This is a genomic window from Streptomyces graminofaciens (assembly GCF_030294945.1).
Classification (GTDB): domain Bacteria; phylum Actinomycetota; class Actinomycetes; order Streptomycetales; family Streptomycetaceae; genus Streptomyces; species Streptomyces graminofaciens.
Map to the genome: position 1 here is coordinate 1,896,987 of NZ_AP018448.1, position 24,078 is coordinate 1,921,064.

Genomic DNA, 24,078 nt, shown 5'->3' on the forward strand with positions numbered 1-24,078 from the left:
CTTTTCCTCTCGGGGTGCGCGCGGACCGGTGCCCACGGCGCGGGAACAGAGGGCCGGGATTCGGAAACCCGTATGGAAACAGCGCGCGGGCAGGCCCGCGGTGCGTGCCTGCCTCGGCAGAGGGTGTTCTCAGCGCGCGCGGACCTGATCGGCCTGCATGACTTTGGGCCCCTGGCCGACGCTGAACTCCACCCGCTGCTTCTCCTCCAGGGAGCGGAAACCACCCGTGCCGATTGCCGAGTGGTGGAACGAAGATCTCACCGCCGCCGTCATCTGGGGCGATGAAGGCGAAACCTTCGGCCGGATTGAACTACTTCTTCACGGTTCCGTGAGCAATCTGGTGTCCTTCGAGGTGACTAGCAGGGCGGTATGCGCGCTGCTCGCGGGATCCCGGGCTGCTGGTCGTCCGCCGTCGAAGAAAACCCCTCTGGAACGACGAAAGGCCCGCTGCCGGAACTCCGCGGGCGCTTCCACGATCGCAAACTTCAACTACAACCACTGACTCAACGTCCGGGTCGCCGGGATCGTTCCCCGCGCCCGGCAGGTGGCTGCCTGGGCGGGGAAGAGGCCGGTGACGCCTGGCTGCTCAGCTGCGGCGTTCGGCTCGCTCCGGGGTCGGAGGGGAGTACGGTGGCGGTATCGAGCGCACCTCGCATGCCGTCATCCGTTTCGGCGTCGCCCTCGGGGAACGGCAATGGCCGGACCACATCGGATCCGGCCAGAAAAGAGCCGCACCATGCCTCCTGACGCGTACCCTCGCGCCGGCTTCCCTGTCCCGTTCCGCGCTCCGCGGTAGCGGAAATCTCCTGATTCCCGAGGTGTTCCCCAGCATTCGGGCACCTCGCGCATTGCCCTGGACCGACCAAGAGGACGCAGGACATATGTATTCACAGGACGCGATCTCCGGCCGCCGCCGCGGCCGCCCCGAACCGACCGCCGAGATGATCTCCGGGCTGGCCTGTCTCATCTGCGGCACTGACTACCGGAGCGCACCGGACGCGGAAGCGGTGGTGGTTTCCCACCGTGACGACAAGCAACAGCTCGCCTGCCACGGGACGTGCGCACGGATGGCGAGCGGGTCGGTCACCGGTCTGGACGAGACGCCCCTCCCGATGGCCGAGCGGCTGCGCAGGCACCAGGCCGACCGCTCCTGACCCGGACTAACTCCCGGCAGCCACAACCAGCACGACACGCACGATACGCATGGAATGACGAGGAAGCGCATGAGCCTTATGAGTCTCGGAGTACTCGCCTCCTCCCGCAAGGAGAACGAGTTCCGCCTGCCGTTGCACCCCGGCCACCTCGACCGGATCGCCCCGGACGTACGCGAGAGGATCTTTCTCGAACAGGGTTACGGTCAACGGTTCGGCGTCGCCGACGACGCGCTGCGGCCGCTCGTGGCCGGCCTGCGCTCCCGCGAGCAACTCGTCGCCGAATGTGACGTGTTGTTGCTGCCCAAACCGATGCACGAGGACGTCGCCGGGCTGCGCGAGGGCCAAGTGCTGTGGGGTTGGCCGCACTGTGTGCAGGACGAGCGGATGACCCAGCTCGGCATCGACCGACGCCTGACCCTCATCGCCTGGGAGGCCATGAACCACTGGACCTCCGCGGGCGCCTTCAGCGTCCATGTGTTCCACAAGAACAACGAGCTCGCCGGCTACTGCTCGGTGCTGCACGCCCTGCAGCTCGGCGGGCTGACCGGCAGCTACGGACGCCGCCTGCGCGCGGTGGTCATCAGTTTCGGCGCCACGGCGCGCGGAGCGGTCACGGGTCTGGGTGCCATGGGCGTCTCCGACGTCACGGTGCTCACCCAGCGCGCCGCGGCGGCGGTGGCTTCGCCGATGCCGTCGGTCGTGATGGGCCACTTCGAGGAGCAGGACGGCGATCCGTCGCGCCTGCGGGCACTCACCTCGGCCGGTCCCGTGCCGCTCGCGGAGTATCTGGCCGGGTTCGACATCATCGTCAACTGCATCCGGCAGGACACCGACGCGCCGCTGGTGTTCGTCACCGAAGAGGAACTCGCCTTGTTCCGGCCGGGGAGCTTCTTCATCGATGTCGCCTGTGACGAGGGCATGGGTTTTGCATGGGCCCGCCCGACGTCCTTCGGCGAGCCGATGCCCACAGTCGGGTCGGGCTGCCATTACTACGCGGTCGACCACAGCCCGTCCCACCTGTGGAACTCGGCCACGTGGGAAATCAGCGAGGCGCTCCTTCCCTACCTGCGCAAGGTCATGAGCGGCCCCCCGGCATGGGAGAGCGACGCCACGGTCAGGAACGCCATCGAGATCCGCGACGGCGTCGTCCGGAACCCGAAGATCCTCTCCTTCCAGCACCGGACAGCCGCCTACCCCCACTCCCCGGCACCGCGCCCCTCCGCACAAGCGGCCTGACGGCTCCTGGGCGAACTCTGGGCGATGAGGACACAACGATCTTGCCGCTGTACTGGGCGGACTCCAGCAGCCTGTGGGCGTCGCCGATGTGTTCCAGGCAGTGGAACACATCGGCGATCACCGACGGAAACCCCTCACCACCAACCGCCTGACCGCTGAACACGCCTTTCTTGAAGCTCTCTGCCGGGAGGCACAGTGACCGCTGGCGAGCCTCCGGCGCAGACCGTCCGGCGTCAGAAGCGTCTCCCCCAGTTCATTGTCGCGGAAACGCAGTCGCCCCATCCATACTGGCTGAGGTGGTAGTACGTCCGTCCGGCGTAGAGTTCGAGGCGATTGCCCCCAAAGTCAGGGCGGTCCCAAAGCGTTATGTGCCAGCGGCACCAGTTGACCGACGAAATGATGTCGTTCCAGTCGCCGAGGCCCAGGATCCCGCGTGGGACACGCCGCAGGTTCCTCCAGCCATATCCGGGCCTGTTGTCCAACCGGTCTCCGCCTGCGTCATCGTGCTCGAAATAGGACGAGTACTCTGGGAGTGAGTCGGGGTTCGTCGTTCCGATGTCGTGACGGACTGAAGTCTCCTGGACCGCATGGTCGTTGAGACCCTCCAGCGAAGTGAAGCAGTAAAGGACCTCGTTTCGCTTGGAGTCAAGACCAGGTGTGGAATACAGTGCCTGGCCATCGAATTGCTTGATCACTTCGGGCTCGTGGGTCTCGCCGTCGATCACCACCATCATTTCGGGGGTCTGGTGGTTGGGCGGCGTGCTGACGCCACCGTCCAGATTTCCGACGAGCGTCGCGGGAACTTCATTCAGGGTGCGGGGAACGGATTCTGCCAATCGCTCGACAATCGCGTCGAAGGAGTCGAGGCCGGATTGTGCGAGGCTTTCACGGACTTGCGCTTTCGTGTCTTCCGGTGTCGCGTTGCCTGCTTCTCGGATCAGTGGCCTGGTCATGATTCGATCACCTTTCTCGTGGTATGTGCGTGGCCCGCACGAGTGGCGGGACAAATGAATAGCGCGGTCAACCGCTGGAGCGAGGGATGAACGGCTCGAGAGCGCGGCTATAACCGGCTATATCTCAGCATGCGGCCGACCGAGGCAGTGCGCATCTCAGCGCCCTTGCGACGGTCGTAGTCAGCCGGGAGGTGCGCTCGGGGGTGGGCACGGCGGTCAGCGGGACGCGGGCGATGGGGTGGCACACGCCTTCGCGTCATACGCCGACCGCACCGAGGAAACCGGGGAAGTACTCGCGCAGGTACGCGAAGTGAGCTTGTTGCCGGCCTGGGTGCGATCCCAGGCAGCGTCCGGCTGGGCTCTGGCAAGGACGGCGACGGCCTGGGCGAGTTCACTGTCCGCGGGGAGCGCGCGGTGGGCGGCGGCGTCGGTGCGCAGGATGCTCGTCGCGAGCACCGTGGCGTCTAGGTGGTCGGACTGCTTGCGGGAGTCGCTGTGCCTGTCGCGGTAGCGTGCGGCGGCCATCGGGTTATTCGCGTAGATCGGCCGAGGGTACGGCGACGGCCGACGGGAGCAATGGCCAAGACTTGTGGATGAGCTGAAGGAAAATCGGGTTGCCATCCCCGCGTAGCAGGCCGAACGATTGCGGCTTGTGACGACTGCTGATGTGAAGCCACTGTTCGATGCCGTCAGGCCGGTCGCGTTGGTGACCGGCGTCGGCCGGTCCATCGGAATCGGCGCGGGGATCACTCGCCGACTGGCCGAGTCAGGCAGGGCGGCCACGGTCCCTGCCTGCACTCTGGTTATGCCTTCAACCTAGGCCTGCGGGTTGCGCACGGCCATGTGGTCTGTTGCCGAGACCGGCCGCCCGGCGACGCCCGTCCTCGTCGGCGCGTTCTCAGCCCAGGCACTCGAATATCTCGTCCCAGAACGCAGAGTCGTCCACATACGGTTCATGTTCGATCATGCGCTTGCGCAGCTCGGTGACGGCGGCCGCGCGTGCGGCGTCGTCGGCCGTTTCCAGGGCGTTGCTGGACTCGGCGATCAGCCCGAGGAGCACGGCCAGCATGGGGAGGTCATCGGCGGCCGGGCCCTTCCATCCGGCCCCGTGGTCCCATCCGTTGGGGTCGTAGTGGGTGATGCCGCCGTTCGCCGCGTCGAGCATCAGGTGCTGGTCGCCCCAGGTGGCCACGGTGAAGCAGAAGTTCGTGGGCGGGGAGTCGTCGTCGGGGTAGCGCTCTCCGTAGATTTCGTCGGCGTCGAACGGTTCCATCCAGTCCTCGTCCCGCAAGTGCGTCGTGTCGATCCCCGCGACGTCGAGGTCGATGGCGGGAAAGCCGACCGTGAGCAGGAACTCCCTCGACCCCGCATGCGTCAGTTCGGCCGGCAGAGCGGCCTCGTCCGGTCGCCAGAGCGAGCCTTCGCCCAGCCGTTCCTCCAGCCACACCGCGTCCGGTATCAGCGGAATATCGTTGCTCGTCACTGCGTGGCCCCCATGAAGCTCGCATCGTTCGGTCATGCCGGCCCCAGTCAATCGCACAACCAGCCGGCGAACGCGACGGTATGCGCCCCTCCTGTGATCCGGCTGCCCGACCACACTGTGACTGGGTGCTGTAGGTAGCCCGACCGGCCAAGTGCGCGCTCATCGACCAACCGACAGACGCAGATCCCGACGTGCCGAGGTCTTCACCCCGGCGAGCCGCACCTGGGCCGGGTTCCGCTGCCGGTCTCCGCCCGGCCTGTCGACCCTCCCACGGGTCCCGGCTGGTGCCCCGGTAGCGTCCGTTCCATGATCGCCCTCGATGCGCTCGTCCGACTCTGCCCTCCGCCCGCCAATCCGCCACCCGCGGTGGACTGGACGCAAGCCGAGCACACCCTCGGTCTGGCTCTGCCCGCCGACTACAAGCAGCTCGTCGAGACATACGGCGACGGCATCTTCGACGAGACGATCTGGCTGCTCGTCCCCGACTCCGCCTACGACGACTGCGACCTGCACGCGCAGACGACGGAACGGCACGAGATCCTGGCCGACCTGTGGGAGTTCGAGGACAAGCCCGCTGGCCTACAGGAGGCGGGGGCGAGGGTCCTGCCGTGGGCATTCGAGGAGGGCACGGGAGCGTTCCTGTACTGGCTGGCGCGGCCCGGTCAGCACCCCGACGACTGGACCGTGCTCTACAACGAGGGGCGCGGCCCCCTATGGGAGCACCACGACATGGGGTGCCTCACCTTCCTACTGGCGGTGCTCACCGGAACGGCGGAAACGGAGTACTTCGGCTACCTCTACGAAGTGCTGAAGCCGACGGAGCACCGCTTCGCAACGGCGGACCAAACCCTTGGAACGACCGGGCAGTGACCCCGTCGGCCGCTCCCGACGACCTGGCTCGCTGCTGACACACCTCACAGAGCGCCGTACTTGGCCAGACCGGCCAAGTACGGCGCTCAGTCACACCTGGTCCGATGTGGTCCGGGGCTCACTCGCGTATCCGCGGGGGTCGGATGGTCATGCACGCGTTGCCGTGCTCAACGACACCGCCGCGCGGCGGTCACCCCGCACCCGTGGCCGTGCCGGGAGAAGGCCTGCCTTCCTGCGCGGCGGCCCAGGTCAAATGCCCGGCGGCCTTGGGCGCGACGGCTCTGCGCAAGGCTCCGGCGGGGTCGGGGATCAGATCCCCGGGCCGGGTGTGCTCGGCGGCAGCCAGTAGTTCGGCTGCGGCGCGTCGCCTGCGGTCGACGGTGTCGATCAGCACCGGTAGGAGGGGAAACCATTCGCGGGTGCGCTGATTCGACTCCGTCGGCTTCACATCGGTGCCCCTGTATCCGGGCAGCAGCCTCGCCGAGGAGATTCAGCAGGGCTACCCGACGTACGCGTGGTGAAAAGCCTCAAGTTCGACCGGCGCGATGCGGGCGAGTCGCTGGCTCTCTTCGCGCTCTTGGCGCAGGAACGTGAGGGTGAGGTCAATGCCCTCGATCTCCCCACGGCGTCGCCTCCTTCAGCATGCCGAAAGGGCACTCAGGTCAGGCCCCGTGGCGCCCCGCCTCGGCCTGCTCCCCGCGGGTCAGCGGGACGCCGTAGGCCTTCGCCAGGAATTCACTCACGCGTCGGGCGTATTCCTGCGGTGCCACCACATGGTTGGCCAGATGCCGGCCCCTCGACACGCGCCAGATCTCCGCGGGGCCGGCCCAGTGGTCCTCGACGAATCGACGGCTGACCCGCGCGTCGAACAGCGTCTCCCGCTCGCCCACGATGTACAGCAGTGCCACCCCGGACTGTTGCCGGGCCGACCGGCGCGCGTGCCGGTACAGCGCAGGTGACCTCGTCCAGGCAGACACGGCGGACGCCATCGCCCGGTCGGCCAGCGCGCGCGGTGCCCGCCACCGGGCGCCCTGGCGCTCCCGGCGCAGCTGCTCGCCGAGCATGTCCTTCCAGCGCACCAGCGGAGTGGAGTCGAGAATCAGGGCGGGGTGGCGTGCCGCGCCGGACGGCCTGCCCAGGTACGCGAGGGCCATGTTGCCTCCGAAGGAGCAGCCGAGCAGTGCCACCCGTTCGGCCAGCGGCGGGGTGTCCGCGAAGCGCCTCCGTACGTGGGCCGACACGGCCTCCAGGTCCGCCAGCGGGTCCCACAGACTGCCGCGCAACCTGCGGCGGGAGGCGTCGCTCTCGCCGCAGCCCCGGAAGTCGAATCCGACGACGGCCAGCCCTTGGTCGTACAGCAGTCTGGTCTGCTTCAGTGTGCGGGACTTGCCGGTGTTGCGGGAGTGGCAGACGATCACCAAACCCCAGGCACGAGGCGGTACGAACGTCCACCCGGCTATGCGCAGCCCGTCGTCGGTGACGGCGGTGAACGGCTCGGCCGTCAGCCCGTAGTCGGCGGGGCGTTCGAAGTCCGCGCCGGGGTCGGGCGCGGCCAGTCGGCGGAAGGTCCGCACCGGGTACGTGAGCGGGCCCGGACGGCCGGTCATCTCTCCACCCGCGCGGTGGCCGCCGGGATCGACGCTGCGACCGGGGCGACGGGGAGAACGTCGACGCGGGTGTCCTTGAGCAGGGGCTGCCAGGTGTGCGGGTCGATGTTGTCGGAGCTGGTCAGGATGTTGGGATGGGTTCCGGCCCGGTCCGGGTGGAACGTCAGGTACACGTGTCCGGCCGGAACGTCCTCGCTGATCGCCACGGGGCAGATGATCTCGCCCAGGTCGTTGCGCAGCACCGCCTCGGCTCCCGGGGCGAGGCCGACGCGCTCGGCGTCTGCCGGGTTGACGTACACGTGGTTGCGCTCGGGCCAGTCGTCGGCGCCGGTCGCGGTCGAGGAGTTGAACATCGCGGTGTTCTGGCGGCGCACGGCGTTGCCGGTACCCATCGCACCACGACCGGTGATCAGTACGAAGCCCCGGCCTCGCTCCTGGAAGGGCACCAGCCGTTCGGCGGCCGGCAGGTGGAAGCGGGCCCGGCGCCGGTCCGCGCGGAACACCCCGGAGAACAGCGGGACTTCACCGTCGGCCGAACCGTCACCGTGGGCCGAACCGTCGCCGCCGGATGCCCCGTCACCGCCGGCGCCCCCGTCCCCGTCGGCCGGGGTCGGCACATAGCGGCGCTCGCCCTGCCACTGGACGCCTTCCCCCGAGCGGATGCGGTCCTGGGTGATCGGCTCGCCGTCCGCGTCGATGAACTCGTTGTAGAAGCCCCGTGAGGCCTGCTGGATCTCCTGCCAGATCGCCTCGCCGGAGGGCTCGCCGTCAGGCCCGGCCGGGTACCGGAAGGCGGCGTCCAGCGCGGGGCCGGACAGGTCGAGGTTGCCGTCGGCGACCCACGACTCGATGTCCTCCTGGGACGGTTCACCGTCCGTCGCGGGCGGTTGCTGGTCCCCGAGGCGATCGGCGATCCGCCGGGCGACCGAGCAGACGATGCGGACGTCGCCCCATGCCTCGAACGGGGGCTCCTCCACCGGCTCCATGTACTGCAGCCGGCGCTCGCCGTTGAGGAAGATCCCCGACGTCTCGTGCTTCGTCCGGCACGGCAGGATGATGTCCGCGTACTCCAGGATCTCCGGGTTGTAGTAGGAGTCCGCGTACACGATGCACAGGTCCATCATCTTCTCGCGCCAGCGCCGGAGGTTGGGGAAGTTCCGCGCCGGGTTGGTACCGAAGACGAAGAGGGTGCGCAGCCGTTCCGAGGTGGCGAAGGAAGCCACGGGGAGCCCCGGTCGGGGGCTTATCCGCCACGGCGGCAGATTCCATTTGTCCGCCATGACGGCCCGGTGTTCGGGGTTGTCGACCCGCGCGCGGAACGGCAGCAGTCTGCCGGAGAAGCCGAGCGCCAGTTCGCTGGAGGCGTTGGACTGGCCCGCCATCCGGACGTGACCGCGCCCCGGCTCGCCGATCGCGCCGGTCAGCAGGTGCAGGTTGAGGATGGACGCCACTCCGGCGCTGCCGACGGTCTGGTTGATGCCCACCGAGCTGGTGGACACCACACGGCGCCGGGCCCACAGGTCGCAGGCCCGCTCGACCCTGGCACGCATCTCGGCCGGGTCCATGCCCTCGGGGGTGATGCGCGGTACCACCTCGTCGACGGAGAACGGCCCTTGCCGCAGGAGGTCGAGGAAGCTCGCGGCGCTGTCCTGATCGACGTGCCGCTCGACGTAACCCCGGTCCCACGCCCCGGTGTCGAGGAGCCGACGGGCGAACATCAGGTTCAGCAGGACGTCGCTGCCGCTGCGCACCGGCAGATGGATGTTGTCCGGGTTGTCGGCCAGCAGCTGGGTGACGGTGTCGGTGCGCCGCGGGTCGACGACCACCTTCACGGCGTCGCGGTTGCGGCGGACGTACCGCTGGAACACGGTCGGATGGTTGATGGCCGGATTGTGGCCGTAGAAGAAGATGGCCTCGGCCGAACGGTAGTCGTCGTAGCAGGAGAACGGCCCCTCGTTGCCGAACACCAGCTCGTGTCCACCCGCGTTGTTGGCCAGGCACTGCTCGGCGTTGGAGCAGATGTTGTTCGAGCCCAGATGCCCCTGGAAGAACTTCTTGGTGACCCACAGCGCTTCCATGGTCATCTGGCCGACGCCGTAGAACGCCAGGGCGTCGCGCCCGAAGTCCTGCCGGTCGGTGAGGATGGTGTCGGCGACCATGTCGATGGCGTAGTCCCAGGAGACCCGCTCCCAGCCGTACGGGGACCTGAGCATCGGGCTGGTGAACCGGGCGACCTTCTCAGGGTGCGCTCCGAGGTGCTTCTGGAAGTAGTGCGCGCCCTTGACGCACACCCCGAGACTGCCGGTGGCGCGCACCTTGCGGTCCTCGGTGACGGTGACCTGGTCCACGACGCCGCAGAAGGTGCACAACGTCTGCCTGGCCCGTCCGGGGGAACCCTGCGCGGGATCAGCCACTGCCGGCCTCCATCAGGTCCCTGGCCAGGGCCGGACTGCCCAGCGTCCAGCCGCCGTCCACGACGAACTCCTGGCCGGTGATGTAGCTGCTCTCGGGTGAGGCGAGATGGGCGGCGAGCGCGGCCACGTCCGCCGCCGTGCCCAGCCTCCCGAGCGGGACGTGCCGTGCCACGGCGGCCTTCCACTCCTCGGACCGCTCGGCCGTGGTGCCACAGTCCACGAACCCGGGCAGCACGGTGTTGCAGGTGATCCGGTAGGGGGCGAGTTCGGCCGCCATGGCCCGCCCGAAACTCGCCAGCGCGCCCTTGGCCGCCGCGTACCCCGACAGGCCGGGCACTCCGACCCGCGAGGCGGCCGAGCCGATGTTGACGACCGCACCGCCGCCGGCCTTCATCATCCGGAAGGCCACCGCACGGCAGACGTTCATGACGCCGAGCAGATTGGTGTCGAGCAGCTGGTCCACGACCTTCGGGTCCGCCTTCAGCAGCGGTCCCTCCGCCACGGTGCCGAAGCAGTTGACCACCGCCGTGCACGGGCCCTGGGTGCGCCACGCCCACGCGAAGAACTCACGGCACGACTCGGGTTCCGTCGCGTCGACCGACGCCCCCGGCACACCCAGGCGTTCGGCCGCCTCCGTGGACCCGTGGCAGCCCACCACCACCTCGTGCCCGCGGGAGCGCAGTGCCCGCACGACCTCGGCCCCGATGCCGCCGGGGCCGATGACGGCCGCCCTCACACCATGCTCCGGCCGGTGGTGGCCAGCGCCTCGTCCCGCTCGGCCTTCTTGCGGACGAGGTTGCGGTAGATGGACTTGAAGTGCCGGGTCTTCCGCAGCGAGAACTCCCGGTTGTAGAAGCTGCGGTAGATGCCGATCGTGCCTTCCTCCAGCTCCTCGGGGGTCATGTGCTTGGGTTGGTAGACCGCGTCGAAGACGGTGTAGTGCGACCAGGGGCGGTCGGTGAGGATCCGGCCCTCCCGCTCCATGTCGCCGCGCAGCGGCGTACCGGGGAACGGTGTGACGCAGGAGGCCTGGATACCGGCCAGGTAGTTCTCCTTCATGAAGGCGGTGGTCTCCTCGAAGGAGTCCTTGGTGTCGGTGTCCAGACCGAGGGTGAAGGCTCCGTACACGCCGATCCCGTGGTCCTGGATGGCCTTCGTCGCCTCCACGTACGTGTTGAGCGCCCGCAGCTTCCAGTTGCGCTCGTCGATGCCGCTCAGGGTCTCCATCGAGACGCTCTCGAAGCCGATCAGCATCATCATGCAGCCGCTGTCATGCATCAGTTCGAGGATCTCGGGGTCCTTGTAGAAGGACACGTCGGACTGGCCGCTCCACTTGATGCCGAGAGGGATCAGGCGCTTGAGCAGTTCCCGGGTGCGATTGCGGTCGACCACGAAGTTGTCGTCCGAGAAGAGGACGTAGGGGTTGTCGAAGCGTTCCCGGACGAGTTCGACCTCGGCGACGACCTGGTCGACGGTCTTGTAGCCGAGCTTGTCGCGGTAGCGGATGGTGGCCGCGCAGAACCGGCAGGTGTGCGGGCAGCCGCGCGAGGTCTCCACCCACACGCTCGGGTAGTAGCGCTCCTGGGCCAGTTCCCAGCGGGGTCGCGGCGCCTGTGTCAGGTCGGCCCGGCCGCGCTGGCGGTACATCGGCTTCAGCTCACCCTGTTCGAAGTCGTGCAGCACCTGGGGCCACAGCGCCTCCGCCTCACCCACGCACACGGCGTCGACGTGCCGCGCCACCTCTTTGGGGAGCAGGTTGGCGTGCAGCCCGCCCGCCACCACGGGCACGCCGCGGGCGCGGAAGGCCGCGGCGATCTCGTACATCCGGTCGGCCTGGGCGGTCATCCCGGTGACCGCCACCAGGTCCGCCTCGGCGTCGAAGTCGACCGGCTCGATGTTCTCGTCGATGTACCGGATGTCGTACTCGGGCGGAGTGAGCGATCCGACGATGATCAGCCCCGTGGCGAAGCCGGTCCAGGTGTAGTCGAAGAACTGGAACTCGCGGGATTCCCGCTTGAACTGCTGGTGTTTCGGGTTCCGTCCGAAGAACGTGGCCCGCGGCGATATGAGCAGGAGTTTCTTGGAGCGCGGCATGGCTGGCTGATCCCTCCCGGTCGTTCCTCAGGGCGCGGCGACGAGCCGTCGGCACGCGGCCACGAACTCTCCGACGGTGTCGATCTCGAAGAGCTCGGCCTCGTCGATCTCGATGTCGAGCTCGTTCTCGACCGTGACGATGATTTCCAGCAGGACGATCGAGTCGACGTTCTGCAGTCCGCTGACGGGCGCGTCGGCGCGCACCGTCTCGGGCGGTACCTTCGCGATCCGCGAGATGACGCCGCACACCGTGTCGAAAATGGGGTCCTGGGTCTCGATGGTCATCGCTCTCCTCCGTCCGCCGAGCGGTCCGCCGAGCGGCCGTCCCGCAGCGCGAACGTCTGTCCCGCGCCGCCTCGCATGCCGCCCAGGCCGCTGGGGCGGGGCAGGTAGTCGGGTTCCGGAATGGTGATCACAAGGCCTGACCGCAGCCGGGCCGGGGCGAATCCGGGTACGTCCTTGTTGTGCTCGGCCAGGTCCACGTAGCGGCGCGCGTCGCCGTAGGCCAGGAAGGCGATCTCGGTGATCGTGTCCCCCTCCTGCACCGTGTACGGGCCGCCGACCTCCGGCCGGGGTGTGCTCATCGGTGCGCTCCCTTGGTATGTCTCGGCTTGCGTATGTCTCGGCTTGCGCGTTTCTCGGCCTGCGTATGTCTCAGCTCTCTCGGTCGGACGGTGTGAGCCGGCCCGACTCCAGCAGCTGCGCCGTGTGGCGTCGGCGGGGCTTGCCCGAACTGGTCTTCGGCAGACTGCCCTTGGGGATGACGACCACGTCGGCGACCGGGACGCCGAGACCGCGCTGTACCGCCAGCGTCACGCGGCGCGGCAGGTCGGCCGGTGCCGGGAACGAACGCGGCTCCAGGACGATGCGTACGGCTGTGCTGTCCCCCTGGTCGGCGGCCAGTGCGATCACGTTGCCCGGGCGTACGCCGTCGACCTGCTCGGCGATGCGCTCGATGTCGTGCGGCTGGTGGTTGCGGCCGTTGACGATGATCAGGTCCCGGATCCGGCCGGTCACGTACAGCTCCCCGTCGTGCAGGAAGCCGGTGTCCCCGGTGTGCAGCCGCCCGTTCCGCCAGGTGCGCGCAGTCAGTTCGGGGTCGTCGTGATAGCCGCTCGCCAGGTGGTCGCCGGACACGACGATCTCGCCGACCGTGTCCTCGGGCAGCGCGCGACCCTCCTCGTCCACGACGGCCACGGAAGTGCCGGGCAGCGCACGGCCGTTGGACACGAGCTCCAGGGTGCGTCCGGTGCCCGCCGGTGTGGGCAGTGCGACGGCCTGTCCGGTCAACCCGTCCGCGTCGACGGTCAGAGTCGTCATGCCCTTGCCCGGCGTCGCGGTACACACGGCGAGGGTGGCCTCCGCGAGGCCGTAGCAGGGGAAGAAGGCTTCGGCGCGGAATCCGGCGGGCTCGTACACCTCGGCGAACCTGCGCAGTGTCTGCGCGCGGACGGGCTCCGCCCCGCAGCCGGCGATCCGCCAGGCGGACAGGTCCAGATCGCCGGGCACACCGTCCCGGACCCGCCGGGTGAGCAGCCCGTACGCGAAGTTCGGGGCGTACGAGATGGTGCCGCGCACCTCGGACAGCAGGCGCAGGAAGCCCATCGGGTCCCTGAGGAACTGCAGCGGGGACACGTACCAGGTGGAGGTCTGGGTCACCACCGCCACCAGGAGTTTCCCGATGAGTCCCATGTCGTGGTACATCGGCAGCCAGCTGACCCCGCGGTCCCGCTCGCAGTCGATGTCCAGGGCCGTGGCGAGCGCGCGGGTGTGGACGGCCAGCGCCCGCTGGGTGACGACGACGCCCTTGGGATCGGCGGTACTGCCGCTGGTGAACTGCAGGAGCGCGGAGTCGTCGGGGCCGGGCGCCGGTGGCGGCGGCCCCGGCACCGCGGCGACCAGGTCCTGCAAGGTGCCGATGCGGCAGGACAGCCCGGCGTCCTGGAGCGCGGCCACGGAGTGGTCACCGACCAGGCACACCTCGGCGCCCGCGGCCCGGCAGATCCGGGCCAGCGCCCTGACCTGTTCGCTGCCCTTGCCGAACGCCAGCGGCGGGAAGGCGGGGACGGGCACCACACCGGCCCGCATCGCCGCGAGCAGGGCGAGGGCGAGCTCCCGGATGTCCGTGGCGGCCAGCACCACCCGGTCACCGGGCCGCACCCCGAGCCCGGCCCAACGACGGGCCAAGTTTTCGGTGGTGCGGGCCAGTTCGGCGAAGGAGAGCGGTTCGGGGCCGGAGTCGAGAAAGGTCAGACCCCGGCCGGGGCTGTCGAGCCCGGCCAGTATGTCCGACATGGTGCGCGGTTCGGTCACGGAGCTGCCTCCCTGGGGCGCGGTCCGGGTCCGGTGCGGAAGGTCTACGGTCGCGGGTGCGCGCCCTACGGCTGTGCCGGCGGCGTACGGCCCTCGACGCGGCCGAGGACCGCGGGGCGGGGGTCGATGCCCTCGGGGGTGCGGCGGTGCACACCTATGACCGCGACGGTGGAGGGGGTGTCCGGGTCGCCCGACCGGTGGAGGGCGGACCGGACGACGTACTCGTCGCCGGCGCTGAAGGGGGCCTTGAACAGCACGGCGACCCGCTCGGTGACGTGGTCGGCGGCGGCGATACCCGCGTCGCTCAGCAACAGCGTCTGGTGACTCTCCATCAGGGCGACGTACTCGCCGGTGTAGACGAACTGGTTGACGTCGGTGTGGTGCAGCCCGAAGACACCTTCGCGTTCGGCGTCCGTGCGGACCGCGTCCTCGGGCACAGCGGTCAGTGTCTCCGCGGTGGGATGCGGTTCACTGAGCGGCTGGACGGGCAGGTGCCGCAGTTCCTCGAGCGGTTCGGAGACCATCCGCGCGGTCGGCGCCGCCTTCGGGCGCAGCATGGCGAAGACGATGCGCGCGCTCGCGCAGGGCATGGGGTCGGGGTCCGCCAGTTCCCGGTAGCGGCGTACGTCGCCGGTACCGGGGGGTGCCGAGAAGGTGTGGAGCGATTCGTACCCGAGCCTGGTGAGCCGCGAGCCCAGACCGTGGCCGGACAATTCGCAGTGGCTCAATTCCACCCGGTGGTGCAGGGGGCCGGCCACGGGGAGCGCCAGGGGACTGCGCCTGAAGTCGACGGAGGAAATCACGGTGATGACCCCGTCGGCCCGCACCGCGGCCACGTCGATGCCGCGGGCGAACTCCTCATAGCTCAGCCGCATGCACGAGGTGACGACCGTCGCGGTCTTCAGTCGGAACCGCGCGTCCAGGTCGGGAAAGTCGAGGGGGGTGACACTTTCCGCCACCAGTTTCTGCGACTCCAGGGGCTGTTCGGAGACGGGCATGGTGCTCCTTGCACACGAGTCGAGAGGTGGCCGAAAACATGCTTTGAGGCCTGGAAAGGCCGTGCCGCCGCTCCATTCTGCTGACCCGGCAGGTTGCTGGCTACCCCTTGGAAAGGACGCGGAGAATCCACTCGACAAAGAAAGAGGAACGGAATCACACATTTCTGTTACCGTAGGTAATAATCAACGGGAGACGCGGGCGACGCACGGGGCCGTCGATCACAACGCGTAAGCCCACACGGGCTCGACGCGCGCGGCAGGGGATTCACGTCGGCAGACTCGTCTCGAAATGCGAGACGCCATCATGCCTAATCTGTGAGCGTCCTGTGCAGGCCTGGAACCTCACCGCCCCCGCCTCCACGGTGTGAGATTTGCCCCGAGATCCGAAGTCCGGAGACAGAAATGCGCCGTACACTCAGCCACATTCACGGAAAAATTACCGACGAACTCATTTCGGGCTTTCTTGCGTTGCCGTCAGACTGCGCAAGGGCGGGTCCGTCCTCTGGAGCGACGACTCGCCGTTCTTTCCCACGATCTTCGCCACGCGCTCGGTGCGCTGACTTCTCCAGTCCAACCGCCTGGCCGAGGAAGCTCTTCCTGGTCCATCAAGAGCGTTGTGGCTCGAGGGCCAGTCGGTGGCGAAATTGGACAACATGGCGGCCGGTTACCGGCTTCCTGCGGAGCCCTGGGGAAAGGATCTGCGTGATGTACCTGAGGTGGGCGCGATGAGCTCGACGTCGGCGACGCCGACGTAGGAACCAGGCGAGCGCGAGCCGGGCAGAGGTGTTGCTCTTGACCGCGGCGAGCTTCTTGAGCTGCTGCTTGGCAGCACGCTGGATGAGAATCGATCCTGGCCGCCGGTCCGTTGGTCGGCATTCGAAATGTCATGCCGTAAGAGGCTGCGTCAGTCCTGCGCGATCACGACCACCTCGTCGCGATCGGTCCAGCACCGTCGCTCGTTCTTGTCGGGGTTGATGCGCACTTGTCGGGGTTGATGCGCACTCCGTGGTCGGGAACGGCCGTCGCCTGGTCGTGGCGGCGGTAGCCGGTGGCACACTCGCCCCGCTGCTGCGCCGCTGCGCCGCTGCGCCGACCGTGGCGAAGGACGCCTCACAGCCGGGCAGGACGTACGACGTCGCCGGTCGCAGGTGGACCTGACTGCCGGTGGGGGAGAACAACTCCTCGAACACGGCGGCCAGGTGCGGGTTCTGTGAGATCGGGCCATCAGCAAGCCGATGAGCTTCCCACTGATGATCACGTCGGCTCCGGGGCTGATGGGCGCGAGCGTCCTGTTGCGGTCGTCGGTCATCTCGGTGACCACCGGCAGCTCCCGTCCGGTCTCCTGTTCAAGTAGCTGCAAGAACGAGGAGCGTGACGAGGGTCCGGTTGTCGGCCTCGTCGGGCTGCTGCCCAGGGACGAGGTCCGGGCCGAGCACGACGACACTGTCGTACGAGTCGATCTCCAGGCACCGAAGTGTCTCGGGCCGGGTGACGTCTCCAGGCCGGAACGTGATGGTCAGCCAGGGTACGAAGTGTGCACCGATGTCCCGGACCTGCTCGGCCGTCACCTCCTTCCGGTCCGCCACCGCGGCAATGACCGAGCCGCGCGCGGCGTACCGGCCCAACTGGTCGACTATGAGAGAGGCCCGCCGGTTCCAGCCGAGGATCAGGACCCGTTCGGGCCGGGCGTTCTCCGGCTGCCAGGGCGCCATCACCGACTCGTCGACCAGCCCCGAGCAGTCGCTGAGCCGCGCGGTGTCGTCGTCCCGCGTGACGGCACCACCGAGTGCCCCTGCTCGATGACGGTGGAGCCGCCCCGCCGCAGTGCGGTGAGCCGCTCAGTGAGTCCGGTGGTGATCAGACCGACGAGGGTGGAGACGTACACCAGGGCGACCAAGGCGACCAGGGCGAGCAGTACCGACAACAGCACGTGCAGGAGCGGGCCTGTCGCCCCGCCGAGCCGCAGTGTCTCACCGGTGAGACGCCGGATCTCCGCCAGTCTCTCCGAGCGGGACACGGGCGCATGTGGGTCCGTCCACACCAGCACGGCGCTCGCCGGGAGGACGACTATGAGGCAGCCCAGAGCCAGCCAGCCGACGAGCGCGGAGGTGCCGCGTGCCAAGGTGGTGTCGAACCAGTAGCGTGCCCTGCCGTTGAGTTCGGCCCCTCGTCCCATGCCTGCCCCCCCCCCCTGTTCCGCCGAGTTCCGGCGGCGGCAGCCCTAGCCATGCCGCACCGGTTTGCCCCGCTGCTCCCCCACCGACCCTCACGGCCACGCAGAGTGTGCCGACGAGGCGGCCGTGACACGCGGATCACCGTCTGCCTTTCATCCCTTCGGGGACGTCGCCAATTGCGCCGCTCCGCGGACTTCCGATCGGACGTCAGCGGTTTGCCCTCGGCATCGCTCGTTCGAGGCAACGCCGCAGCGCAGCTGGGCGGGGCGGGTCGGCCGACCGGTACAAGTGCGTCATGACTGAAGATCACGAAGCCGTCGTGGCAGGTTCAGGCCTGTCCAGGCGCAGCTTCACAACGGCAGCGGGAACGGCTGCGGCGGCCACGACTCTGGCCAGTGGCGCGCCTGCCGCGGCTATGCCCGTACAGGCCGCCCCGGCCGCACCCACGCCCACCCGGGGCGCGGACTTCGACAGGTGCCTGGCCGTGGCCCGGGCCCTGCTGGTCGTGGACGAACACGACCGGCCCTTGGTTCCACGCTACGAGCGGGTACTCAAGGACGGACTGCCCGCTCAGCGGACGGCCAAGCCCAAGAAGGTCCTTGTCGTCGGGGCCGGCCCGGCCGGTCTGGTGACCGCGTTGCTGCTGAAGCGGGCGGGCCACCACGTGACCGTTCTCGAGGCGAACGGCAACCGGGCGGGCGGACGCATCAAGACCTTCCGCCGCGGCGGCCACGAACGGGCGGCTCAGCCCTTCGCCGACCCCCGCCAGTACGCCGAGGCGGGCGCCATGCGCCTGCCCTCCAGCCACCCGCTGGTGATGGGTCTGATCGACCAACTGAACCTGAAGAAGCGGCGTTTCCACTACGTTGACGTCGACGGTGACGGCAGGCCCGCCAACCGCACCTGGATTCACGTCAACGGCATCCGGACGCGGCGTGTGGACTACGCCCGCGCGCCCCGCCGCATCAACCGGTCGTTCGGCGTGCCGCGCGCCCGCTGGGACACTCCCGCCGCGGCCATCCTTCGGTCGGTGCTGGATCCGGTGCGTGACGAGTTCAGCACCGTGGACGCCGGCGGCAAGCGGGTCGACAAGCCGCTGCCGGAACGGGTGCAGGGCTGGGCCAGGGTCATCCAGCGATTCGGCGACTGGTCGATGTTCCGCTTCCTGACCGAGCACGCCGGGCTGGACGAGCGCACTGTCGACCTGATCGGCACCCTGGAGAACCTCACGTCACGCCTGCCCCTGTCGTTCATCCACAGCTTCATCGGCTCCTCCCTCATCAGCCCCGACACCGCCTTCTGGGAGCTGGAGGGCGGAACGGCGGTGCTGCCGGACGCGCTGCTGGCGCAGGTGCGCGACACGGTCCGGTTCGACCGCCGGGTCACCCGCGTCGAGTACCACGATCCCGACCGTCCTTCTTCCGACACCCCACACGTCGGCCGCAAGGGCCCTCAGGTGTGGGTGGACACGGTCTCCGAGGGGCGCGGCAGCCCGGTGGTGCGCGAGCAGTTCACCGCGGACGCCGCCGTGGTCACCGTGCCCTTCTCCGGACTACGGCACGTACAGATCAGCCCCCTGATGTCGTACCGCAAGCGCCGCGCGGTCGCGGAACTGCACTATGACAGCGCCACAAAGGTGCTACTGGAGTTCAGTCGCCGTTGGTGGGAGTTCACGGAGGCCGACTGGAAGCGCGAGCTGGGCCGGATCGACCCGAAGCTGTACGACGCCTATCGCACCGGCCGCACACCCGCCGACGGCAGCCTCCTCGGCGCTCATCCCTCCGTGCCGACCGGCCACATCACCCCGGGCCAACGCACCCACTACGCCGCCAACCGTGCCGTCTCCCGCGACCAGCCGCAGGCCACACACGTCGTGGGCGGCGGCTCGGTGTCGGACAGCGCCAACCGGTTCATGTACCACCCCTCCCACCCGGTGCCCGGCAGCTCCGGCGGAGTGGTGCTGGCCTCCTACAGTTGGGCGGACGACGCACTCCGCTGGGACTCCCTGGACGACGAGGCCCGCTACCCGCACGCCCTGTGCGGACTGCAGCAGGTCTACGGCCAGCGCGTAGAGGTCTTCTACACCGGCGCCGGACGTACCCAGAGTTGGCTGCGCGACCCTTACGCCTACGGAGAGGCGTCCGTACTGCTGCCCGGCCAGCACACCGAGTTGCTGCCCTCCATTCCCGTGCCAGAAGGCCCGATGCACTTCGCGGGTGACCACACCTCCCTCAAGCCGGCCTGGATCGAGGGCGCCCTGGAGTCGGCGGTCCGCGCCGCACTGGAGGTCCACACCTCGTGAGCTGATCGACGGCCTGCCTAAGGGCCCCGCAGAGAATCGATCTGTTGTTCTCGCACCCGGGTTCGTTCACGCGGTGGCGGGAGCCCTGACGCGATTCATCAGCAGTCGGCCCGCTGTCCTTCGACTTGGGCGGCGGGCGTTCAGCTGGACACCGCGTACCCCGCTGTCCTGGGCCTGTTCGGCTCGTTGGCTGGTCGATGACAAGACCACGAGCCCGTAGTTCGCTCAGCAGCCCCTCCCCTGGCCCCGTTCGGCGCGGCCGGACTAGGCGATCACCGTGTCGACGCGGCCCCCGTCCCGACACCGTCCGGCGGCCCGGCCAGTGTGACGAAGGCGGCGACGGTACCGTCCGCGTCCCCTGCCGCGGACGCTGGAGCACGCTGCCGGGAGGCAGACGAGCCGTCAACCGGTCCCACTGCTCACCGGTAACCCCCGGCGAGGCCGTCCGCGGTCGACGCCGGCCACCGGGTCTACTTCACCACCGCGGCCGAGTCGGCGGCCAAGTGCCACAAGGCAGCCCTTGAGGGCCGCTGGAAGACCTGCACGCGCTTCTTCGCAGGTCCCAGGCTTTTGATCATTGATGAGCTCGGCTATCCGCCACTGCCTGAGGATGGCGCGTCGGCGCTGTTCCAGGTGATCAATCAGAGGTATCTGAAGTCGAGCACGATCCTGAGCACCAACGTCGGCATCGCGGACTGGGCCTCGGCGTTCGGGGACGCCACCGTCGCCGCGGCGATGCTGGACCGGCTCTTGCACCGGGCCGCGGTGGTCGGCATCGACAGCCCTTCCTACCGGCTCCGCCACCACGAGAACCGCGCCGACAGCCTTCGCCAGGGAGTGAACGCCCGTGTCTCATGAACTCGACGCCACCAGCGGCGAGTTGGACCGCACCTGCCCCGAGTGCCAGACCGGGTTCAGGGTCGATTCCGTGACCAGCCGACGCAAGTACTGCTCGCCGACCTGCCGGGAGAAGGACCGCTCGCACCTGCTTACACAGCGGACCTGCCCCCAGTGCGAGCGGGAGTTCACCACGACCCTCAGCCCGAAGCGCATGTTCTGCTCGCCCGAATGCCGCACCGCCGCCCGCGAGGCCCAGACGGAGACCCGAAACCTGCCCGGTCTGCGAGAACCCCTTCCAGGCCAGGACGACGGTCCGCACCCGCTACTGCTCGGCCGTCTGCCGCCGCGAAGCCGAGCACCGCCGCGACCGAGCCCTGGACGAGAAACGGGCCCGCCGCCTGGGTCAGGCACCACCCGCGCTGCCGGCCCGGATCGAGCTCCCTGCGCCGCCACCGGTCCGCACCGCCTCCCGGCAGCCCGCAGCCGTCCGTGACCCACTGGAGCCGACCGCGACCCGGAACCGCCCCCACTGTCAGCAGCCCGTCACAATCGTCGCCCTGCTGGCCACCCCCGAGGCCGCCCGTCCGACGATGCCGCACCACCGCACCGACGTCGTCCCGCTGCGGCGGACCCCATGACCGACCCCTTCACGCTCGCGCAGGTCGACGAGTTGGTCACCCGCAGCCACAGCGACGGCACCCGCACCTTCGTCTTCTCCTCCACCGTGGACCAGCCGACAGCGTCTGCTGAGCCAGCGACATCCCACATCGCTGGATCGTCAACATCACTATCAGCGACCTGGTCCCCGAGATCGACCACGTCCTTCGCGCCTGCTTCGGCCGACCCTCACCGATCACCAGGGCCCGGCGACCTGACGGTCGCCGGGCCGCAAAGCGGTGTCGTCAAGCGGATGATGCATCCGCGACGGGGAGCCGCTCCGTTCCGCCGCCGAAGGGGAGGAAGACAGTGCGGCTGGCGAGGAACCAGACGCCGTCGATCTTCCGGAAGATGTCTTCGTAGTGGCCGACGTTCGCCGGGAGCCTGGGCTCGATCATTCCACCTGAGTAGCCATCGACCCGGTATGTCGTCAGATACGAGACGGCCCGCGCTGTCGCCTCGGACTCCACCGTGACCAGGATGTTCGTCATCAGACGGCGCGACAGCCTGTCCTCCGGGCGAGAGGCAAAGTAGGCGCCCAGAGCCTCGCGCCCCTCAATGCGCCGGTCCCCGAAAGGCCAGTGCCAGACACCATCGGGCGTGAACAGCTCGGCCACCGAACTCGGCTCGCCGAGGTCAAGTCGGTGAATGAAGTCCACAATGATGCGCTCGCAGGCGCGTTCCGCGAGCATCCGCTCGACCGGGGGCATGACCTTGTCGTCCACACCCCTGTCTATCAGCCCCAACAGGTCCCAGGGCAACGGCTTTTCCGCTCCAGCACCGGCAGGGCGCGCTCTTCGCTCCCCACCCTCCCCACTCGATTTGCCAGCGGACGAACTGAAGCGAAGATCGGCCGTGGGGATTTTCACGAAGCCTCATCACCCCGCGCCGATTCCGATGGACCGGCCGGGCGGGCATCGAACAGCGGCTTCACATCAGCAGTCGTCACAAGCCGCAGTCGTTCGGCCTGCTACGCGGGGATGGCACCCGATTTTCCTTCAGCTCATCCACAAGTCTCGACGATTGCCACCGTTGAGCTATCGCTCGACCGTTGATCACCTGCAAGCCCATGCCGCGCGCCCTTGAGGGAGGCGCGCCCGTCGGTGTAAACATCCCGCCGTGCACCAATTGACGTAGTCTCATCGATATCCGGCATGTCCTCCTGTCGGGGGTGATCCAATCGGCTGATTCCGAGAACAGGGAGTTGGCACGTGCGGATCAGAACGACGGCGGCAGTCCTTCTCGCAGCGGTCCTGGCGACCGGGTGCGCGGGCGGAGGCAGCGCAGGCGGCGGTTCCGATACGAAGGGACGGGACGGGGCGTCGGCGGCCGCGCGGCTGCCGGAGGAACCCGCCGTGGCGCTGGGCGCGGACGAGGTGGAGGCGGCCGCGCTGTCGGGCGGTGACGTGGAAGGCTTCACCATCACGGACTACCCCGTGAAACCCCACGGCGATTCCACCGCCCGGCCGCCCTCCTGCCAGCCGCTGGAGAACATGCGCACCGGTGCCCCCGACCCCGCACCCAGGACGCTGGTCGGCCGTCTCGCCTACCCCGACTCCGCCGCCGCGGGCGGCTCCGCCACCACCATCGGCCTCATGGCATACGACCGGGCCGACGCCGAAGACGTCCTCGACGGGGTCCGCGCAGCCTTGAAGAGGTGCACCGCCTACGAGGGCGGCGTGCCCGCCCGTACGACGGCGACGGCCGGCGCCGCCCCCGATACGGGCGACGACGCCGTGGCCTTCTCCCTGCAGACGGAGGGGCACACCGCGGACGCCTTCGTGATCGTGCGCAGCGGAGCCACGGTCGTCCTGTTCTTCACCGCGAGCGGTACGGACTCTCCGGCCCAGGTGCCGGACGCGCTGGTCGCAGAGCAGATCAAGAAGCTGGAACAGGCATAGGGCGGGTGACGGAACACATCACGGTTGCTCCTGGCCGGGGACGCGAGATCGTCACGACCGGCCAGGCGGTCGTCGCCCTTCAGGGCCTTCTGCAGATCGATCGGGCTCGGCGCGGCGGGGAAGCGGGCTTGCCGTAGGGCATGTCGCCGGTCAAGGGCGCCCCCTTCCTGTGCGCGCGGGTTGGAGGGCGCCGAGCCCGTACGCCCTTATGCCGCGGCGGCTGCCGACCGGCGTCGTCTAGCTGGCGGCTCATCGCCGATGTCGTTCGGGCCGGAGACGGGCGCTCGCCGACCGGCCTGGTGGGGCGGAGGGCTCGAAGCGACTCAAAATTGGGACGTGTCATCCGGCCGCACCCGCGCCACGCTGACCAGCCGGCCTGGCGTGGTGCACTCGGTGGCGTTCAGCCCGGACGGCAAGACCTTGGCCACCGGAAGTGACGACGAGGGCACGGTGCGGGTGGATCTGATCCTTTTCGGCATCGGTGAAGGCGAGATCCTCGGCCAGGCCTCCCCAGGAAACGGCCTGCGGGTCCTTGAGGTGATCAGTCATCGTGCCCCGTCCTCTCCATCGATTCGCTTCAGATGCTCCGCGTATGCCTGCTCCGCCTGAGGTAGTGCGACGCGGTACCAGCCGGACCAGTTGCCCGCCTTGTCACCGCCGACCAGGATCACGGCCTGGCGGTCCGGGTCGAACACGAACAGCAACCGCACTTCCGTGGCCCCTGCCGAGCCGGGGCGGAGCTCCTTGAGGTTCGACAGCACCGAGCCCTTGATCTTGTCCACCAGGCCGGCCCAGCGCGCAACCTTCCTCCTGAAAGGCGGTGACAGCCCGGCTGACCTGAATCAGGGTGTAGTGGGAGTGGCTGCGGTTCTCGCAGTCACCTCCGCGCTCGACGACACGCCCCGAGGGTATGAATCGTCATCACGTTTGGCCGGGCAGTGCTGGAGTCCGATGCGAGGGCCCGCTCGGAGAGCCTGTCCACGAAGGAGTCGAGGCACGGGCTGGGGTTGGGCCCGGCTACGTACGATGCCCACGCTCCACTTCCACACTCCAGAAGGCAAGTCCGTCTTCCGTAGCCCGGG

23 protein-coding genes and 3 pseudogenes are annotated in these 24,078 nt (G+C 68.8%); 9 read left to right on the plus strand and 17 right to left on the minus strand.

Annotated elements, in window-relative coordinates:
- Positions 1-129 precede the first annotated feature (129 nt).
- Positions 130-273, minus strand: a complete 144-nt coding sequence (locus SGFS_RS08295; protein WP_434026542.1) for a cold-shock protein — start codon at positions 271-273, stop codon at positions 130-132.
- On the opposite strand from SGFS_RS08295, the gene SGFS_RS51780 reads away from it, so the two are divergent.
- The 3 genes from SGFS_RS51780 (at position 227) to SGFS_RS08305 (ending at position 2,390) form a co-directional block, all read left to right on the plus strand.
- A complete protein-coding gene (locus SGFS_RS51780) occupies positions 227-502 on the plus strand; it encodes a hypothetical protein (protein WP_434028253.1) in 276 nt (91 codons plus the stop codon). The two genes, SGFS_RS08295 and SGFS_RS51780, sit on opposite strands and share 47 nt — an antisense overlap.
- Before the next feature lie 379 nt (positions 503-881).
- Complete coding sequence (locus SGFS_RS08300; RefSeq protein ID WP_286249003.1) at positions 882-1,154, plus strand: hypothetical protein; 273 nt, start codon at positions 882-884, stop codon at positions 1,152-1,154.
- A 69-nt stretch (positions 1,155-1,223) separates the two neighbouring features.
- The gene (locus SGFS_RS08305) at positions 1,224-2,390 is read left to right on the plus strand and encodes a N(5)-(carboxyethyl)ornithine synthase (RefSeq protein ID WP_286249005.1); all 1,167 of its coding nucleotides are present in this window, start codon (positions 1,224-1,226) and stop codon (positions 2,388-2,390) included.
- 233 nt (positions 2,391-2,623) lie between these two features.
- On the opposite strand, the gene SGFS_RS08310 is transcribed toward SGFS_RS08305, so the two are convergent.
- The 3 genes and pseudogenes from SGFS_RS08310 to SGFS_RS08320 all read right to left on the minus strand — a co-directional run bounded on the left by SGFS_RS08310 (position 2,624) and on the right by SGFS_RS08320 (position 4,826).
- A complete protein-coding gene (locus tag SGFS_RS08310) occupies positions 2,624-3,343 on the minus strand; it encodes a hypothetical protein (protein WP_286249006.1) in 720 nt (239 codons plus the stop codon).
- 157 nt (positions 3,344-3,500) lie between these two features.
- Positions 3,501-3,892, minus strand: a pseudogene (locus tag SGFS_RS08315) (IS110 family transposase); the annotation flags it as partial.
- 349 nt (positions 3,893-4,241) lie between these two features.
- Positions 4,242-4,826 carry an SUKH-4 family immunity protein gene (locus SGFS_RS08320; protein ID WP_286249008.1) on the minus strand — a complete coding sequence of 195 codons (585 nt, stop codon included), beginning with the start codon at positions 4,824-4,826 and terminating at the stop codon, positions 4,242-4,244.
- Positions 4,827-5,132: 306 nt separating this feature from the next.
- On the opposite strand from SGFS_RS08320, the gene SGFS_RS08325 reads away from it, so the two are divergent.
- Positions 5,133-5,696, plus strand: coding sequence for an SMI1/KNR4 family protein (locus SGFS_RS08325; RefSeq protein ID WP_286249012.1), 564 nt, complete (start codon positions 5,133-5,135; stop codon positions 5,694-5,696).
- Between the two features lie 190 nt (positions 5,697-5,886).
- Here SGFS_RS08325 and SGFS_RS08330 read toward each other — a convergent pair whose 3' ends face one another.
- The 9 genes from SGFS_RS08330 to SGFS_RS08370 form a co-directional block, all read right to left on the minus strand.
- Positions 5,887-6,090 (minus strand): hypothetical protein, encoded by a 204-nt coding sequence (locus SGFS_RS08330; RefSeq protein WP_286249015.1) that lies wholly within the window; start codon positions 6,088-6,090, stop codon positions 5,887-5,889.
- 268 nt (positions 6,091-6,358) lie between these two features.
- The gene (locus SGFS_RS08335; RefSeq protein WP_286249016.1) at positions 6,359-7,303 is read right to left on the minus strand and encodes an alpha/beta hydrolase; all 945 of its coding nucleotides are present in this window, start codon (positions 7,301-7,303) and stop codon (positions 6,359-6,361) included.
- On the minus strand, positions 7,300-9,717 hold the full coding sequence (locus SGFS_RS08340) for a molybdopterin oxidoreductase family protein (protein ID WP_286249018.1): 2,418 nt from the start codon (positions 9,715-9,717) through the stop codon (positions 7,300-7,302). The genes SGFS_RS08335 and SGFS_RS08340 overlap by 4 nt, the downstream gene beginning before the upstream one ends.
- Positions 9,710-10,453: an SDR family NAD(P)-dependent oxidoreductase gene (locus SGFS_RS08345; protein ID WP_286249020.1), complete on the minus strand. Its 744-nt coding sequence runs from the start codon at positions 10,451-10,453 to the stop codon at positions 9,710-9,712. Before SGFS_RS08345 ends, SGFS_RS08340 begins: the two co-directional genes overlap by 8 nt.
- Complete coding sequence (locus tag SGFS_RS08350) at positions 10,450-11,811, minus strand: B12-binding domain-containing radical SAM protein (RefSeq protein WP_286249021.1); 1,362 nt, start codon at positions 11,809-11,811, stop codon at positions 10,450-10,452. Before SGFS_RS08350 ends, SGFS_RS08345 begins: the two co-directional genes overlap by 4 nt.
- Positions 11,812-11,838: 27 nt before the next feature.
- The gene (locus tag SGFS_RS08355) at positions 11,839-12,096 is read right to left on the minus strand and encodes an acyl carrier protein (RefSeq protein WP_286249023.1); all 258 of its coding nucleotides are present in this window, start codon (positions 12,094-12,096) and stop codon (positions 11,839-11,841) included.
- On the minus strand, positions 12,093-12,395 hold the full coding sequence (locus tag SGFS_RS08360) for a LysM peptidoglycan-binding domain-containing protein (protein ID WP_286249024.1): 303 nt from the start codon (positions 12,393-12,395) through the stop codon (positions 12,093-12,095). The genes SGFS_RS08355 and SGFS_RS08360 overlap by 4 nt, the downstream gene beginning before the upstream one ends.
- A gap of 70 nt (positions 12,396-12,465) precedes the next feature.
- Entirely contained in the window at positions 12,466-14,124 is a 1,659-nt protein-coding gene (locus SGFS_RS08365) for a fatty acyl-AMP ligase (protein WP_286249025.1), read from the minus strand.
- Between the two features lie 65 nt (positions 14,125-14,189).
- Positions 14,190-15,122 carry a hypothetical protein gene (locus SGFS_RS08370; protein ID WP_286249026.1) on the minus strand — a complete coding sequence of 311 codons (933 nt, stop codon included), beginning with the start codon at positions 15,120-15,122 and terminating at the stop codon, positions 14,190-14,192.
- A 1,005-nt stretch (positions 15,123-16,127) separates the two neighbouring features.
- On the opposite strand from SGFS_RS08370, the gene SGFS_RS08375 reads away from it, so the two are divergent.
- Positions 16,128-16,280 carry a hypothetical protein gene (locus SGFS_RS08375; protein WP_286249027.1) on the plus strand — a complete coding sequence of 51 codons (153 nt, stop codon included), beginning with the start codon at positions 16,128-16,130 and terminating at the stop codon, positions 16,278-16,280.
- Between the two features lie 188 nt (positions 16,281-16,468).
- Here the strand turns inward: SGFS_RS08375 and SGFS_RS08380 are convergent, their stop codons facing one another.
- Together SGFS_RS08380 and SGFS_RS08385 are read right to left on the minus strand one after the other, a co-directional pair.
- The gene (locus SGFS_RS08380) at positions 16,469-16,834 is read right to left on the minus strand and encodes an NAD-binding protein (protein WP_286249028.1); all 366 of its coding nucleotides are present in this window, start codon (positions 16,832-16,834) and stop codon (positions 16,469-16,471) included.
- Positions 16,834-17,298, minus strand: a complete 465-nt coding sequence (locus SGFS_RS08385) for a hypothetical protein (RefSeq protein ID WP_286249030.1) — start codon at positions 17,296-17,298, stop codon at positions 16,834-16,836. The genes SGFS_RS08380 and SGFS_RS08385 overlap by 1 nt, the downstream gene beginning before the upstream one ends.
- 293 nt (positions 17,299-17,591) lie before the next feature.
- On the opposite strand from SGFS_RS08385, the gene SGFS_RS08390 reads away from it, so the two are divergent.
- The 3 genes and pseudogenes from SGFS_RS08390 to SGFS_RS08400 form a co-directional block, all read left to right on the plus strand.
- Positions 17,592-19,598: a flavin monoamine oxidase family protein gene (locus SGFS_RS08390; RefSeq protein ID WP_286249033.1), complete on the plus strand. Its 2,007-nt coding sequence runs from the start codon at positions 17,592-17,594 to the stop codon at positions 19,596-19,598.
- Positions 19,599-19,927: 329 nt separating this feature from the next.
- Positions 19,928-20,038, plus strand: a pseudogene (locus SGFS_RS08395) (IS5/IS1182 family transposase); the annotation flags it as partial.
- A 16-nt stretch (positions 20,039-20,054) separates the two neighbouring features.
- Positions 20,055-20,456, plus strand: a pseudogene (locus SGFS_RS08400) (ATP-binding protein); the annotation flags it as partial.
- 884 nt (positions 20,457-21,340) lie between these two features.
- On the opposite strand, the gene SGFS_RS08405 reads toward SGFS_RS08400, so the two are convergent.
- Positions 21,341-21,805, minus strand: coding sequence for a nuclear transport factor 2 family protein (locus SGFS_RS08405; RefSeq protein ID WP_434028189.1), 465 nt, complete (start codon positions 21,803-21,805; stop codon positions 21,341-21,343).
- 501 nt (positions 21,806-22,306) lie between these two features.
- Here SGFS_RS08405 and SGFS_RS08410 point away from each other — a divergent pair.
- A complete protein-coding gene (locus SGFS_RS08410; RefSeq protein WP_286249038.1) occupies positions 22,307-22,996 on the plus strand; it encodes a hypothetical protein in 690 nt (229 codons plus the stop codon).
- A gap of 545 nt (positions 22,997-23,541) precedes the next feature.
- Here the strand turns inward: SGFS_RS08410 and SGFS_RS08415 are convergent.
- Positions 23,542-23,778, minus strand: a complete 237-nt coding sequence (locus tag SGFS_RS08415; RefSeq protein ID WP_350283987.1) for a type II toxin-antitoxin system RelE/ParE family toxin — start codon at positions 23,776-23,778, stop codon at positions 23,542-23,544.
- Positions 23,779-24,078: the final 300 nt, after the last annotated feature.

Bases quoted from the DNA above. Each gene is read 5' to 3' on its own strand.
- SGFS_RS08295 (WP_434026542.1), bottom strand. From the start codon at position 273: ATGACGGCGGCGGTGAGATCTTCGTTCCACCACTCGGCAATCGGCACG.
- SGFS_RS08300 (WP_286249003.1), top strand. From the start codon at position 882: ATGTATTCACAGGACGCGATCTCCGGCCGCCGCCGCGGCCGCCCCGAA.
- SGFS_RS08305 (WP_286249005.1), top strand. From the start codon at position 1,224: ATGAGCCTTATGAGTCTCGGAGTACTCGCCTCCTCCCGCAAGGAGAAC.
- SGFS_RS08310 (WP_286249006.1), bottom strand. From the start codon at position 3,343: ATGACCAGGCCACTGATCCGAGAAGCAGGCAACGCGACACCGGAAGAC.
- SGFS_RS08325 (WP_286249012.1), top strand. From the start codon at position 5,133: ATGATCGCCCTCGATGCGCTCGTCCGACTCTGCCCTCCGCCCGCCAAT.
- SGFS_RS08335 (WP_286249016.1), bottom strand. From the start codon at position 7,303: ATGACCGGCCGTCCGGGCCCGCTCACGTACCCGGTGCGGACCTTCCGC.
- SGFS_RS08350 (WP_286249021.1), bottom strand. From the start codon at position 11,811: ATGCCGCGCTCCAAGAAACTCCTGCTCATATCGCCGCGGGCCACGTTC.
- SGFS_RS08355 (WP_286249023.1), bottom strand. From the start codon at position 12,096: ATGACCATCGAGACCCAGGACCCCATTTTCGACACGGTGTGCGGCGTC.
- SGFS_RS08360 (WP_286249024.1), bottom strand. From the start codon at position 12,395: ATGAGCACACCCCGGCCGGAGGTCGGCGGCCCGTACACGGTGCAGGAG.
- SGFS_RS08370 (WP_286249026.1), bottom strand. From the start codon at position 15,122: ATGCCCGTCTCCGAACAGCCCCTGGAGTCGCAGAAACTGGTGGCGGAA.
- SGFS_RS08380 (WP_286249028.1), bottom strand. From the start codon at position 16,834: ATGGCGCCCTGGCAGCCGGAGAACGCCCGGCCCGAACGGGTCCTGATC.
- SGFS_RS08385 (WP_286249030.1), bottom strand. From the start codon at position 17,298: ATGGGACGAGGGGCCGAACTCAACGGCAGGGCACGCTACTGGTTCGAC.
- SGFS_RS08390 (WP_286249033.1), top strand. From the start codon at position 17,592: ATGACTGAAGATCACGAAGCCGTCGTGGCAGGTTCAGGCCTGTCCAGG.
- SGFS_RS08405 (WP_434028189.1), bottom strand. From the start codon at position 21,805: ATGCCCCCGGTCGAGCGGATGCTCGCGGAACGCGCCTGCGAGCGCATC.